Source organism: Cellulomonas fimi ATCC 484 (genome assembly GCF_000212695.1).
Classification (GTDB): Bacteria; Actinomycetota; Actinomycetes; order Actinomycetales; family Cellulomonadaceae; genus Cellulomonas; species Cellulomonas fimi.
The window spans coordinates 4,161,944-4,175,888 of record NC_015514.1; the positions used below are offsets into that span (position 1 = coordinate 4,161,944).

At 74.9% G+C, this 13,945-nt stretch carries 13 protein-coding genes and 1 riboswitch; of the genes, 7 read left to right on the forward strand and 6 right to left on the reverse strand.

The window, feature by feature from the left end; genetic code table 11:
- Positions 1–11: 11 nt before the first annotated feature.
- The 4 genes from CELF_RS18800 (at position 12) to CELF_RS18815 (ending at position 5,124) form a co-directional block, all read left to right on the forward strand.
- The gene (locus CELF_RS18800; protein WP_013772849.1) at positions 12–1,103 is read left to right on the forward strand and encodes a methylenetetrahydrofolate reductase; all 1,092 of its coding nucleotides are present in this window, start codon (positions 12–14) and stop codon (positions 1,101–1,103) included.
- Positions 1,100–3,421 (forward strand): 5-methyltetrahydropteroyltriglutamate--homocysteine S-methyltransferase, encoded by a 2,322-nt coding sequence (gene metE / locus CELF_RS18805; RefSeq protein WP_013772850.1) that lies wholly within the window; start codon positions 1,100–1,102, stop codon positions 3,419–3,421. The genes CELF_RS18800 and metE overlap by 4 nt, the downstream gene beginning before the upstream one ends.
- A gap of 91 nt (positions 3,422–3,512) precedes the next feature.
- Positions 3,513–4,697, forward strand: coding sequence for an aminotransferase class I/II-fold pyridoxal phosphate-dependent enzyme (locus tag CELF_RS18810; protein WP_013772851.1), 1,185 nt, complete (start codon positions 3,513–3,515; stop codon positions 4,695–4,697).
- A gap of 283 nt (positions 4,698–4,980) precedes the next feature.
- On the forward strand, positions 4,981–5,124 hold the full coding sequence (locus CELF_RS18815; protein WP_013772852.1) for a hypothetical protein: 144 nt from the start codon (positions 4,981–4,983) through the stop codon (positions 5,122–5,124).
- 218 nt (positions 5,125–5,342) lie between these two features.
- On the opposite strand, the gene CELF_RS18820 is transcribed toward CELF_RS18815, so the two are convergent.
- From CELF_RS18820 to CELF_RS18845, 6 genes are all read right to left on the reverse strand, one after another.
- Positions 5,343–5,771 (reverse strand): (deoxy)nucleoside triphosphate pyrophosphohydrolase, encoded by a 429-nt coding sequence (locus CELF_RS18820; RefSeq protein ID WP_013772853.1) that lies wholly within the window; start codon positions 5,769–5,771, stop codon positions 5,343–5,345.
- A gap of 91 nt (positions 5,772–5,862) precedes the next feature.
- A complete protein-coding gene (locus CELF_RS21550) occupies positions 5,863–6,096 on the reverse strand; it encodes a LuxR C-terminal-related transcriptional regulator (protein ID WP_013772854.1) in 234 nt (77 codons plus the stop codon).
- Between the two features lie 279 nt (positions 6,097–6,375).
- Entirely contained in the window at positions 6,376–6,747 is a 372-nt protein-coding gene (gcvH, locus tag CELF_RS18830; RefSeq protein WP_013772855.1) for a glycine cleavage system protein GcvH, read from the reverse strand.
- 109 nt (positions 6,748–6,856) lie between these two features.
- A complete protein-coding gene (gene gcvT / locus CELF_RS18835; protein WP_157457169.1) occupies positions 6,857–8,008 on the reverse strand; it encodes a glycine cleavage system aminomethyltransferase GcvT in 1,152 nt (383 codons plus the stop codon).
- A gap of 56 nt (positions 8,009–8,064) precedes the next feature.
- Positions 8,065–11,106 (reverse strand): aminomethyl-transferring glycine dehydrogenase, encoded by a 3,042-nt coding sequence (gcvP, locus tag CELF_RS18840; RefSeq protein WP_013772857.1) that lies wholly within the window; start codon positions 11,104–11,106, stop codon positions 8,065–8,067.
- 188 nt (positions 11,107–11,294) lie between these two features.
- Positions 11,295–11,386, reverse strand: a riboswitch (glycine riboswitch).
- Between the two features lie 116 nt (positions 11,387–11,502).
- Positions 11,503–11,811: a hypothetical protein gene (locus CELF_RS18845; protein WP_013772858.1), complete on the reverse strand. Its 309-nt coding sequence runs from the start codon at positions 11,809–11,811 to the stop codon at positions 11,503–11,505.
- A 116-nt stretch (positions 11,812–11,927) separates the two neighbouring features.
- Here CELF_RS18845 and CELF_RS18850 point away from each other — a divergent pair, with 116 nt between their 5' ends.
- Genes CELF_RS18850 through moaA form a run of 3 tightly spaced genes read left to right on the forward strand, consistent with a single transcriptional unit; the run spans position 11,928 to position 13,944 of the window.
- Positions 11,928–12,425 carry a MogA/MoaB family molybdenum cofactor biosynthesis protein gene (locus tag CELF_RS18850; protein WP_013772859.1) on the forward strand — a complete coding sequence of 166 codons (498 nt, stop codon included), beginning with the start codon at positions 11,928–11,930 and terminating at the stop codon, positions 12,423–12,425.
- Positions 12,422–12,844 carry a molybdenum cofactor biosynthesis protein MoaE gene (locus tag CELF_RS18855; RefSeq protein WP_013772860.1) on the forward strand — a complete coding sequence of 141 codons (423 nt, stop codon included), beginning with the start codon at positions 12,422–12,424 and terminating at the stop codon, positions 12,842–12,844. Before CELF_RS18850 ends, CELF_RS18855 begins: the two co-directional genes overlap by 4 nt.
- Complete coding sequence (gene moaA / locus CELF_RS18860) at positions 12,841–13,944, forward strand: GTP 3',8-cyclase MoaA (RefSeq protein WP_013772861.1); 1,104 nt, start codon at positions 12,841–12,843, stop codon at positions 13,942–13,944. The genes CELF_RS18855 and moaA overlap by 4 nt, the downstream gene beginning before the upstream one ends.
- The last annotated feature ends 1 nt before the right edge of the window (position 13,945 follow it).

The following is a 13,945-nucleotide window of genomic DNA, read 5'->3' on the forward strand; positions in this document are numbered from 1 at the left end:
CGGACCCGGCCGTGAGCGCGCCCACGGTCTCCCCCGCCGGCACCGTCCCGGACGAGGCGCTCGGGACCCGCACGGTCAGCCGCCGCGCAACGGGTCCGCACGTCGCCGCCGTCGACCGCCCGCTCGCGGCCGTGGACCGCCCGACGGTGTCGTTCGAGCTGTTCCCGCCGCGCAACCCCGGCGCAGCGCCGCGCCTCTGGGACACCATCCAGCACCTCGCCGACGCGCACCCCGACTTCGTGTCGGTGACCTACGGGGCGTCGGGCAGCACCCGGCAGACGACGCGCGCGCTGGTCCGCCGCCTGCTGCGCGAGACGTCGCTCAACCCCATCGCCCACCTCACGTGCGTCGGCACGTCGCGCGCCGAGATCACGGCGATCGTCGAGGAGTTCCTCGACGAGGGCGCACGCTCGTTCCTGGCGCTGCGCGGCGACCCGCCGGCCGGGCAGCCGGACTGGCAGCCCCACCCCGACGGACTCCACACCGCGAGCGAGCTGGTCGAGCTGCTCCGCGAGATCGAGTCGCGGCGCTGCGCGGGAAGCCCGTCGCAGGCGGTGCGCGCCCGGGTCCGCCCGTTGTCGGTCGCCGTCGCGGCGTTCCCGCGCGGCAACGCCGCGACCGGCGGCACGCGTGCGCAGGACGTCGCGTCGCTGCTGGCCAAGCAGGAGGCCGGCGCGGACTTCGCGATCACGCAGCTCTTCTTCGACGCCGAGGCGTACCTCGGGCTCGTCGCCGAGGCGCGCGACGCGGGCGTGACGATCCCGATCGTGCCCGGCATCATCCCGGCGACCGACCCGGCCCGGCTGCTGCGGGTGCAGGACCTCTCCGGCGTCCCCGTCCCGCGCGACCTGCTCGACCTGCTCGGCTCGGCCGACGACGACGTGGAGCGCCACCGCCGCGGCGTGCGGTACGGCGTCGACCTCGTCCGGGGCGTCCTCGACGGCGGCGCGCCCGGCGTCCACCTGTACACGTTCAACCAGCACCACGCCGCGCTCGACCTGCTCGAAGGAGCAGGGCTCGACGGCGGGGCGCGCACCGGCCGGCAGGCCGCACCGGACCCGACGTCACCCGACCCCACCCACGAGGGACAGACACCGCGATGACCACCACCCCCACGTTCCCCGCCGGCTCGGTCCTGGGCTACCCCCGGATCGGCCCCCGCCGTGAGCTCAAGAAGGCCATCGAGGCGTTCTGGGCCGGGCGGTCCTCCGCCGACGAGGTCGAGGCCGTCGCCGCCGACCTGCGCCGCCGCACCCGCACGCGCCTGGCCGAGCTGGGCCTGCGCACGGACGTGCCGGCGATCCCGAGCGCGTTCTCGTTCTACGACCACGTGCTCGACGCCGCGACGGTGCTCGGCGCCGTGCCGGCGCGGTTCGCTGACCTCGTCGACGCCGAGGGTCGCCTCGACCTCGCGGGCTACTCGACGGTCGCGCGCGGCCGCGGCGACGACCTGCCGCTCGAGATGACCAAGTGGTTCGACTCGAACTACCACTACCTGGTCCCCGAGATCGGCCCGGACACCGAGTTCCGCTACGCGAGCGACCGCCCGGTGCGCGAGTTCGCGGAGGCGCTGGCCGAGGGCGTCCTGACGCGGCCGGTCGTCGTCGGCCCGGTGACGTTCCTCGCGCTCGCCAAGGCCGCCGAGGGCGCGCCCGAGGGCTTCGCGCCGATCGACCGGCTCGCGGACGTCCTGCCGGTGTACGCGGCCCTGCTGCGCGACCTGGCCGCCGCGGGTGCCACGTGGGTGCAGCTCGACGAGCCCGCGCTCGTGTCCGACTCGGTGGACGTGCCCGTCGAGCGCCTGCTCGCGTCGGTGACCGAGGCCTACGGCGCGCTCACCGCCGTCGAGGGCCGCCCGGCGCTGTTCGTCGCCGCGCCCTACGGCGACCTGCGCGACGCGCTCGGCGTGCTCGCCGCGACCGACGTCGAGGCCATCGGCGTCGACCTGGTGCGCGGCCCGGCGCCGACGCAGGCGGTCCCGGGCCTGGAGACCAAGACGCTGGTCGCGGGCGTGGTCGACGGCCACAACATCTGGCGCGCGGACCTCGACGCCAAGCTGCAGGTGCTCGAGCGGCTCGAGAACCTCGGCGCGGGGGCTGTCACGGTCGGCACGTCGACGTCGCTGTTCCACGTCCCGCACGACGTCGAGGACGAGCCGACGCTCGACCCGACCCTGAAGTCCTGGCTCGCGTTCGCCGACCAGAAGGTCGTCGAGGTCGTCACCCTCGCGGAGGGCCTGACGGAGGGCCGCGAGGCGATCCACGAGCAGCTGCTCGCCGCCTCGGACGCGCTCGCGTCGCGCACGAGCGCGCCGGGCGTCGTCCGCCCCGAGGTCCGCGAGCGCGTCGCGGCGCTCGGCGAGGACGCGTTCAGCCGCGGCGACTTCGCGGCGCGCAAGGCGGCGCAGGCGGCCCGCTTCGACCTGCCGCCGCTGCCGACGACGACCATCGGCTCGTTCCCGCAGACGCCCGAGATCCGCAAGGCGCGCGCGGCGTTCGGCAAGGGTGAGCTCACGGCCGAGCAGTACGAGGACGAGATGAAGGCGGAGATCCGCCGCGTCGTCGAGCTGCAGGAGCAGATCGGCCTCGACGTCCTCGTGCACGGCGAGCCCGAGCGCAACGACATGGTCCAGTACTTCGCGGAGAACCTCGACGGGTTCGCCGTGACCACGAACGGCTGGGTCCAGTCCTACGGCTCGCGCTGCACGCGTCCGTCGATCCTGTGGGGCGACGTGTCCCGTCCTGCCCCGATCACGGTGGCCTGGACGTCGTACACGCAGTCGCTCACCCCGAAGCCGGTCAAGGGCATGCTCACCGGGCCGGTGACGATCCTCGCGTGGTCGTTCGTCCGCGACGACCAGCCGCTGGGCGACACCGCGAACCAGGTCGCCCTCGCGCTGCGCGACGAGATCACGGACCTCGAGGCCGCCGGCATCGGCATCATCCAGGTCGACGAGCCGGCGCTGCGCGAGCTCCTGCCGCTGCGCGAGGAGGACCACGCGGCCTACCTCGACTGGTCGGTCCGCTCGTTCCGCCTGTCGACGGCCGGCGTGCGCGAGGACACCCAGATCCACACCCACCTGTGCTACTCGGAGTTCGGCGAGATCATCGGCGCGATCGACGGCCTGGACGCCGACGTGACGAGCATCGAGGCGGCGCGCTCGAAGATGGAGATCCTCGGTGACATCGCCGGCGCGGGCTACCCGCGTGCGGTGGGTCCGGGCGTCTACGACATCCACTCTCCCCGCGTCCCGTCGGAGGGCGAGGTCGAGGAGCTCCTCACCGAGGCGGTCCGGTCGATCGCGCTCGACCAGCTCTGGGTGAACCCGGACTGCGGCCTCAAGACGCGCCGCTACGAGGAGGTCACGCCGTCGCTGGCGCACATCATCGAGGCGACGCGGGCGGTCCGCGCGACGCTCTGAGGCACGACAGCCGCGAGGGCCGGGTCCAGCACGGACCCGGCCCTCCGTCGTCCCCGGGGACGGCGAGGGACCGCGGGGCTAGGGTCGCCGCGTGGAAGCGCGCACCGAGACCACGATCTTCGACGCCGTCCCGCTCGACGCGCTGCGGCGCCGCACGAGCCAGAAGTGGCGCCGCTACCCGCCGGACGTGCTGCCGATGTACGTGGCGGAGATGGACGTGCTGCAGCCGGAGGCGGTCGTGCGCGCCGTGTCCGACGCGCTGCGGGCGGGCGACACGGGCTACGTGTTCGGGCCGGGCTACGCGCAGGCCCTCGCCGGGTTCGCCGCCGACCGGTACGGGTGGGACGTGCCCGTCGCGGACTGCCGGCTGGTGCCCGACGTCATGCTCGGGGTCGTCGAGGTGCTGCGCCTCGTCACCGGCCCGGGCGACGCCGTCGTCGTCAACCCGCCCGTCTACCCGCCGTTCGTGCAGTTCGTCGAGCACGCGGACCGCCGGCCGCTGGCCGCGCCGCTCGGGCCGGACGGCCGGCTGGACGTCGACGCGCTCGACGCGGCGTTCGCGGCGGCGACGTCGGGCGGCCGCCGCGCCGCGTACCTGCTGTGCCACCCGCACAACCCGACGGGCACCCTGCACACCGCGGCGGAGCTGGCGGCGGTCGGCGAGCTCGCGGGGCGCCACGGGGTGCGCGTCGTCGCGGACGAGATCCACGCACCGCTGGTCACGGGCACCGACGACACCGGGGCTCCCCTGCCGTTCGTCCCCACGACGACCGTGATCCCGTCCGCGATCGCGCTGCACTCGGCGTCGAAAGCGTTCCACCTCGCGGCGCTCAAGGCCGCGGTGGCGGTCCCCGGCCCTGAGGCACGCGCCGACCTGGCCCGTCTGCCGGAGATCGTCCTGCACGGTGTCAGCCACCTCGGCGCCGTGGCCCACGCGACGGCCCTGCGGGAGTGCGGCGACTGGCTCGACGCCGTGCTCGACGGCCTGCGGCACAACCAGCGGCTCCTGGCCGACCTGCTGACCGCGCACCTGCCCGAGGCGCGCTGGTCCCCGCCCGACGCCACGTACTTCGCCTGGATCGACCTGCGTGACCTGCCCGCGGTCCGCGCCGGCGCCGACCCGGCCCGGCTGCTGCTGGACGTCGGTCGGGTCGCGGTGAACCCGGGCCCGACGTTCGGCGCGCACGAGGGCGCCGGTTTCGTCCGTCTCAACCTCGCGGCGTCGACCGCCACGCTCACGGACGGCGTCCGTCGAGCGGCCGCGGCGCTGCGCTGACCGCATCGCGCGACACGCCCCGCGTCGCGCGTTCGGGTGACGTCGGGACGTCCGGTCGGCGTTGCTCCGAACGGTGGATCCTTGCGGGGGTCCTAGGTCCCAGACCGACGCAAGCCGGGCATGGGAGCGCTCCCTACCGCCTGGTAGGCGTCGTTGCAGGTCACGGTCCGGAGACGGCGCTCAAGGGCCGTCGGCAGGTGCCGATCCCTTCCTCACAGAGCTCGTGCCGCCCCGTGCGCGGGGTCAGGACGGGCGGGACGGCGAGCCCGGCGAGGAGGCGGACATGAAGAGGTGCGACGAGTGCAGCGCTCCCGTGAGCGAGTGCGGGCACTGCGAGGGCCAGGGTCGGCGCCGCTGGAAGGGCGAGTGCACGTACTGCCGCGGCACGGGCATGGCGTGCTCCGGCAACGCCAACCACCGCTGGTGACCCGCGCGGCCCGCGACTGCTGAACGCGGACCACGCCGGCTCGCCGGCGACTGCCGGACGCGGACCACGTCCGCCCGTCCGCGGGTGCTCGACGCGGACCGCGTCCGCCCGTCCGCGTGCTCGACGCGGACCACGAAGGCCCCCTGCCGTCCGGCGCGGGGCCTTCGGGCGTGCACGCCCCGCAGCGCACGTCGCACGCGAGCCGTCAGCGCGAGCCGTCAGCGCGCGCCGTCGCGCAGCGAGGCGGTCAGCGCCTCGACGATCGGGACGTCCGCGTCCAGCCACGGCACGTCGTGCCACTGCCCGTCGGGCAACCAGCGGAGCTCGTCGTGCTCGACGAGCGGCTGCGGCACGCCGTCGACGATCTCGGCCCACCACAGCCGCATCACGTAGCGGTCGGTGAGCCGCCACACGCCGTCGTGCGGGCCGACGACCTCGTCGCCCAGCGCGACGCGGACACCCAGCTCCTCGCGGAGCTCACGGTGCAGCGCGGCCTCGGGGGTCTCCCCGGCGTCGACCTTGCCGCCGGGGAACTCCCATCGACCCGCGAGGCTCGCCGGCGTCGCACGACGAGCGGCGAGCAGCACCCGTGGGTCGTCGAGGTCGTCCACGACGGCGGCCGCGACGACGAGCACGGGCTGTGTCATGCGGCGAGTCTGCCAGGCCCGTGTGGCGGGGGCGTGGCGACCCGGCGACGGCCCGGTCGCCCGGGCCGTCGGGAAGTCGACTGGTGTGCGCTCAGCGGATGCCGTGCGCGACGGCCCACGCCACCGCCTCGGCGCGCGTCGAGACGCCGATCTTGCGGTAGACGCTCCGCACCTGGGACTTGACCGTGTTGCGCGTCACGAACAGACGGGTGGCGATCTCCTCGAGCGTGACGTCCTCGGCCAGCTCGCCGAGCACCACGCGCTCGCGTCGCGTCAGCGCCTCGGTGACGGTCCCGGCCGTCTCGCGCGTCTCCAGCATGCTCATCGTGTCCTCCGGTTGTGCTGCTGTGGTGCCGACTTCTCCGGCTCCGCCAAAGGCGGCGTACCGGATGAGAGGGAGCTCGGGCGGCGCCATGACGCCACTTCCACCAACTCTTTTCGCGCGGATCGCTGCTGAACCGGTCTCGCTGCCACCCACAATGAACTTCGGCATCCGATGCAGATACACCCCATGGGACGTAGGTCCCTATGTTCACCCGTTCGGCCGATGGTGTGGCGTCGGGTTGGTCCGATAGGGGACGTTCGACCGGAGGGTCCGCGGGGGTCAGCCCGCGGCGTGCGCCTCGTACTCCTCGGCGGTCAGCAGCGGCCCCGTCGACGCGACGTCGACCTTGAGCAGCCAGCCCCGGCCGAAGGGGTCGGAGTTCACGAGCGACGGGTCGTCGACGGCGTCCTGGTTGACCTCGACCACGGTGCCGGAGACGGGCGAGAACAGCTCGGACACGGACTTCGTCGACTCGATCTCGCCGACCACTGCCCCGGCGGCGATCTGCTCCCCCACGGCCGGCAGCTCGAGGTAGACGATGTCGCCGAGCGCCTCGGCGGCGGTCGACGTGATCCCGACGGTCGCGGGCGAGCCGTCCTCGAGCCACTCGTGCTCGAGCGTGTAGTGCAGGTGCGCCGGCAGGGCGGTCATGTCGTCTCCTGGTCTGTGCGGGATCGGGCGGGTCGGGCGGGTGCCGCGCGGCAGGCCGTGCGGGTCGTGCGGGACGCCGGGACGGCGCCGGTCAGGTGCGCGGCCGCCGTCACCGAGGACGACGGTAGAAGGGCAGGGGCACGACGCGCACCGGCTCGGCCCTGCCGCGCACGTCGACCGCGAGCTCCGTGCCGGGGGCGCTCACCTCGGGGGTCACGTAGGCCATGGCGACGGGGTGGCCGAGGGTGGGCGACGGCGCACCCGACGTGACGGTCCCGACGTGCGCGGCGCCGGCCTCGGCGGACGCGAGCACCGGGTAGCCGTGCCGCGCGGCGCGACGCCCGAGCCCCTGCAGCCCGACCAGCACGCGCGCCGGCTGCGAGTCCGCGCGGCCCGCGAGCGCGTCGCGGCCGACGAACGGCAGCGGGTCCCCGTCGGCGTCGGTCTTGTCGAGCCGCACGACGCGACCCAGACCCGCGTCGTAGGGCGTCGTCGTGCTGTCGAGCTCGTTGCCGTACAGCGGCATCCCGGCCTCGAGGCGCAGGCTGTCGCGCGCGGACAGGCCCGCCGGGACGAGGCCGTGCGGTGCACCCGCGGCGAGGAGCGCGCGCCACAGCGCGGGGGCGTCGGCGGCGTCCACGAACAGCTCGAACCCGTCCTCGCCGGTGTAGCCGGTGCGGGCGACGAGCGCGCTCAGTCCGGCCACGGTCGCGGGGACCGCGGCGTAGTACTTGAGCGCACGCACCGCGTCGACGTCGGCCGGCTCGGTCGCGGAGGCGACGATCTCCTCGGCGCGCGGCCCCTGGACGGCGACGAGCGCGGTCCGCAGGGAGGCGTCGTCGAGCGCGGCGTCGAAGCCGGTGAGCCGCTCGCGCAGCGCGTCGCGGACCACGGCCACGTTCGAGGCGTTCGCGACGACGACGAACCGCTCGGGCGCCAGCCGGTACACGACGAGGTCGTCGAGGACTCCCCCGTGCTCGTCGACGATCATCGTGTACCGCGCCCGGCCCTCGGCGAGGGCGGACAGGTGGCCGACGAGGGCTGCGTCGAGCGCCGACCCCGCCTGCGGTCCGGTGACCTCGAGCTCGCCCATGTGCGACAGGTCGAACAGCCCGGCGGCGGTGCGGACCGCGGTGTGCTCGGCCAGGTCGGACGTGTAGCGCAGCGGCATCTGCCATCCGGCGAACGACGTGAGCGCGGCGCCGAGGGCGACGTGCTCGTCATGCAGCGGGGACAGGACGTCGGCGGTCGGGTCGCTCACGGGGTCTCCGTTCGTCGGGGCGGGGGCGCCGGCGGGCGCCGCGGGGTCGGGGGCGCTCACTCGGCGAACGCCTCGACCGGCGGGCACGAGCAGACGAGGTTCCGGTCGCCGTGCGCGCCGTCGATGCGGCGGACCGGCGGCCAGTACTTGCCGTCACGCAGCGACGCGACCGGGAACGCGGCGAGCTCACGGCCGTACGGCTTGTCCCACGCGTCGGTCGAGACGCTGGCCGCGGTGTGCGGCGCGTTTCGCAGGGGCGAGTCCTCGACGGCCCAGCGTCCGGCGGCGACCGCGTCGATCTCGGCACGGATCGCGACGAGCGCGTCGACGAACCGGTCGAGCTCGGCCAGGTCCTCGCTCTCGGTGGGCTCGACCATGAGCGTGCCTGCGACGGGGAACGACAGCGTCGGGGCGTGGAAGCCGTAGTCCATGAGCCGCTTCGCGACGTCCTCGGCGGTCACCCCCGTCTGCTTCGTGATGTCGCGCAGGTCGAGGATGCACTCGTGCGCGACGAGCCCGTTCGGGCCCGTGTAGAGCACCGGGAAGTGCGGCGCGAGGCGCGTGGCCAGGTAGTTCGCGGCCAGGACCGCCGTCTCCGTCGCGGTGCGCAGCCCGTCGGGACCCATGAGCGCGACGTACGCCCACGAGATCGGCAGGATGCCCGCCGAGCCCCACGGCGCCGCGGACACCGGTGCGACCGCGCCGAGCCCGGCCCGGTCCGCGGCGGCCTCGTCGGCGGGACGCGCGGCGGCCGGGGTCGGGTCGCCCGGCAGGAACGGCGCCAGGTGGGCGGCGACCGCGACCGGCCCCACGCCCGGCCCGCCGCCGCCGTGCGGGATGCAGAAGGTCTTGTGCAGGTTCAGGTGGCTCACGTCGCCGCCGATCTCGCCCGGCCGTGCGAGCCCGACGAGCGCGTTGAGGTTCGCGCCGTCGATGTACACCTGGCCGCCCGCGTCGTGCACGAGGTCGCACACCGTCCGGACGCCCTCCTCGTAGACGCCGTGCGTCGAGGGGTAGGTGATCATGATCGCCGCGACCGCAGGGCCGTGCTGGTCGAGCTTCGCGCGCAGGTCGTCGAGGTCGATCGACCCGTCGGGGGCGGTCGCGACGACCACGACGCGCAGGCCCGCGAGCGCCGCCGACGCCGCGTTCGTCCCGTGCGCGGAGGCCGGGATCAGGCAGATGTCGCGGTCCTCGCCGCGGCTGCGGTGGTACGCGTGGATCGCGAGCAGGCCCGCGAACTCGCCCTGCGAGCCGCCGTTGGGCTGCACCGACACGGCCGCGTAGCCCGTGATCTCGGCGAGCCAGTCCTGCAGCTCGGTGACGAGCTCGGCGTAGCCCTCGGTCTGGTCGGCGGGCGCGTACGGGTGGATGGCCGCGAACTCCGGCCACGAGATCGGCTCCATCTCGACCGTGGCGTTGAGCTTCATCGTGCAGGACCCGAGCGGGATCATCGTGCGGTCGAGCGCGAGGTCCTTGTCGGACAGCCTGCGCAGGTACCGCAGCATCGCGGTCTCGGACCGGTGCAGGTGGAAGACGGGGTGCTGCAGGTAGCTCGTGGTGCGGCGCAGCGCCGCGGGCAGGGCGTCGGACTCGTCGTCGAACGCCGTCGGGCCGACGAAGCCGAACGCGAACGTGCCGTCGTCGTCGGCCTCGAGGCGCGTCGTCCCGGCCTGCGCGAAGGCCAGCACGACGGCGAGGACGTGCTCGGGGCGCGTCTTCTCGTCGCACGCGACCTGCACGTGGTCCGCGTCGGGCGCCCAGACGTTGACGCCCAGCCCCGCGGCGGCGGCCACGACGTCGGCGGCCTTCCCCGGCACGACCGCCCGCACGGTGTCGAAGTAGGTGGCGTGCTCGACCTCGACGCCGACCTCGCCCAGGACCATCGCGACCGACCGGGCGTGCCGGTGCACGCGCTGCGCGATCGCCCGCAGGCCGTCCGGCCCGTGGTAGACGGCGTACATCGACGCGACGATCGCGAGCAGCGCCTGCGCGGTGCAGATGTTGCTCGTCGCCTTCTCGCGGCGGATGTGCTGCTCACGCGTCTGCAGGGCCAGGCGGTACGCCCGTGCGCCGTCCGCGTCGATGCTCACGCCGACCAGCCGCCCGGGCAGCGAGCGCTCGAGCCCCTGACGCACGGCCATGAACGCCGCGTGGGGGCCGCCGCCGAACAGCGGCACGCCGAACCGCTGCGCCGAGCCGACCGCGACGTCCGCGCCGAGCTCACCCGGCGACGTCAGCAGCGTGAGCGCCAGCAGGTCCGCCGCGACCGTGACGAGCGCCCCGCGCTCCTTCGCCTGCGCGACGACCGGCGCGAGGTCCCGCACCCGGCCCGACGCACCGACCTGCTGCACCACGACACCGAGGAGCGTCCCCTCGACCTCGGGCAGCCCGTCCGTCAGGTCCGCGACGACGACGGGCAGACCGATCGCCTCCGCCCGACCGACCGTGACGGCGAGCGACTGCCCGAACAGGTCCGCGTCCAGCACGACCGTGCCCGGCTTGTTCCGCTGCCCGCGCCACATGAGCGCGACCGCCTCGGCCACCGCGGTCGCCTCGTCGAGCAGCGACGCGTTCGCGATGTCGAGACCCGTGAGGTCCGTGACCATCGTCTGGAAGTTGAGCAGCGCCTCCAGGCGACCCTGCGAGATCTCCGGCTGGTACGGCGTGTACGCCGTGTACCAGGCGGGCGACTCCAGCACGTTCCGGCGGATCACCGGCGGGGTCACCGTGTCGTAGTACCCCTGGCCGATCATGGACGTGAGCACCCGGTTGCGCCCCGCGACCTCGCGCAGCGCCGCGAGGACGTCCTCCTCGCTGCGGGCCGGCGGCAGGTCCAGCTCCCGGCCCGTGCGGATCGACGCCGGGACCGCCGCGTCGATCAGCGCGTCGAGGGTCGGGAAGCCGACCGTCTCCAGCATGCGCAGCGTCTCCTCGCCGCGCGGGCCGACGTGCCGGTCGACGAAGCCCTCGGCGGCCGGGGTGTGCTCCACGGCGGTGAGGGCGACCGCGGTCGCGCCGGCGGGGACGGGGATCGGCGGGACGGCGGGGGCGCCGGTCCGGGCGACGACGTCGTGCAACGAGCTGAGGTCGGTCACGGGCTGCTCCGGGGGTCGTCCGGCAGGCGCGCCGGGACGGGCTGGTGGGCTCCCCGCTCTGTCATCCGCGCGCCGGGCGCACGACCTGAGAGTTTTGCCGGTCCGCCATGGCCGAGTGGCCCGGGGCGCGCCGACTTGCACCGTCGGTGGGCCGGCCCTCGTCGGGCGCGGCCGCTTTCCAGAGTTGCCTCGCCGTCGCGGTACAGGGGCCTGAGAGATTCCCGGGGAGGGTTGCTCCTTCGGCGTCCGGCCGTGGCCGGAGCTCTCCCGCGTCGGTTCGAGCAGCGTGTTCAGTTGTCGCCGTGCTCCGGCCAGCCTACCCGCCGCGCGTGGCCCGGGCGGTGGTGTCCGCGGCCGGGCGGTCCTGGCGTGCGGGCGGTCCTGGCGTGCGGGCGGTCAGCGCCGCCCGCCGTCGTCGCGGGCACGCGCGCGGCGACGGTCGAGGCGGCGGTCGACCAGCATCCAGACGCCGGTCGCGACGAGGGCGACGACCGCGAGGACGATCGGCGTCGAGCCGCGGGCGGCCGCGCGCAGCACCGCCAGCCCGACGACGAGGACGACGGCCGCGTTGAGCAGCAGCCGCCGCTTGCGTCGCCACGACCTGGGCGACGACGGGCGCGGCGCTCCCCCCGGTACCGCCGACGCGCCCCGGCCGCGGCGGCGCCACCACGGCTCGACCTCGCTCGTCGGGACGCGTGTGCGCATCGTCGCTCTTCCCCGTGGGCTGCCGGTGTCGCGCCCATGCTGGCACGCCGTGCGCCGGGGTTTTCCACGGTGCGGGCACCGGAGGCGGTTCCGGGGTGCGTCGTTAGGCTGACGCGGTGACCAACGCCCGGGGTTCGCGGCACGCGGCGGTCGTCGTCGTGTCCGACCGCTCGGCGGCCGGGACGCGCGAAGACCGGTCCGGTCCGCTCGCGCGGGACCTGCTCGTCGAGGCGGGCTTCGAGGTCGACCAGCCGGTCGTGGTGCCGGACGGGGCGCTGCCGGTGCAGCACGCGATCGACGCCGCGGCACGCTCCGGCGCGCGGCTCGTGGTGACGTCCGGCGGCACCGGCGTGGGGCCGCGGGACCGGACTCCGGAGGGCACGCGCGCCGTGCTCGACCGCGAGCTGCCGGGTGTCGCGGAGCTCCTGCGGCGCGAGTCCGCGCGGACCGTCCCCACCGCGGTGCTGTCGCGAGGGCTCGCAGGCGTGACGGCCGACGGGGTCGTCGTCGTCAACCTGCCGGGCTCGCCCGGCGGCGTCCGGGACAACCTCGCGGCGCTCGTCCCGCTCCTCGGCCACCTCCTCGACCAGGTCGCGGGGGGTGACCACGGATGACGGTGCTGGCGCGGATCGAGGACCGGCCGCTTGACCTGCTGTTTCACGTGGAACATGTGAGCGACGCCCGCGCCGGGGCGGTCGCGACCTTCGTCGGGCTCGTCCGGGACCACGACCCGTCGGTCGACGGGAGGGTCGTGGCGCTCGAGTACAGCGCGCACCCCGACGCGGCGGCGGTCCTCGCGCGGCTCGCCGGGCGTGCGGCGGCGGACGACGACGTGCTCGGGCTCGCGGTGAGCCACCGCGTCGGGCGGCTCGAGGTCGGCGAGGCAGCGATCGTGTGCGCCGTGGCGACCGCGCACCGCGCCGAGGCGTTTGACGTGTGCCGGGCGCTCGTCGAGACCGTCAAGGCCGAGCTGCCCGTCTGGAAGCGCGAGATCCTCGCGGACGGCTCCCACGTGTGGGTGGGGATGTCATGACGGACCTGCCGATGCCGACCGTGCGGGCCTCGTCGTCGGACGACGGCAGCCCTGTCGTGCCGCGCGCCGACGGTCCACGGCCGCAGGACGCCGCCCGCCCCGACGCTCCGCTCGTCGACCGGTTCGGGCGCCCGCACCACGACCTGCGCATCTCGCTCACCGACCGCTGCTCGCTGCGGTGCACGTACTGCATGCCCGCCGAGGGCGTGCCGTGGCTCGCGCGGCAGACGATGCTCACGACCGAGGAGATCGTGCGCGTCGCCCGCGTCGGCGTCGAGCTCGGGATCACCGAGATCCGGCTCACGGGCGGCGAGCCGCTGCTACGCGTCGACGTCGTCGACGTCGTCCGGCGGCTGACCGCGCTCACCGGCCCGCACGGCAGCCCCGAGGTGTCGCTCACGACCAACGCGCTGCGCCTGCCCGCGCTCGCCGCTCCCCTGCGCGACGCCGGGCTGTCCCGCGTGAACATCAGCCTCGACACGCTCGACCGCGGGAAGTTCATCGAGCTCACCCGGCGCGACAAGCTCGTCGAGACGCTCGCCGGCATCGCCGCCGCGGACGCCGCCGGGCTGCACCCCGTCAAGATCAACGCCGTCGCGATGCGTGGGGTGAACGACGACGAGGTCGTCGCGCTCACCCGGTTCGCGGTCGAGCGCGGGTACCAGATGCGGTTCATCGAGCAGATGCCGCTCGACGGCGGCCACACCTGGGACCGCACGCAGATGGTCACGCAGGCGGAGATCCTCGACCGGCTGACCTCGGCGTTCACGCTCACCGAGGTTCCCGGGCGCGGCAACGCCCCCGCCGAGCTCTGGCACGTCGACGGCGGGCCGCAGACCGTCGGCGTCATCGCGTCCGTCACCGCGCCGTTCTGCTCCGCGTGCGACCGGCTGCGCCTGACCGCCGACGGGCAGCTGCGCGCGTGCCTGTTCGCGCAGGACGAGGTCGACGTGCGGGCGGTCGTGCGCGACGAGGCGCTGGGCGACGAGGCCGTGGCCGACGCGTACCGGCGGTGCCTCGCGGGCAAGAAGGCCGGGCACGGCATCGGCGAGCCGACGTTCCGGCAGCCCGACCGGCCCATGAGCGCGATCGGCGGCTGAC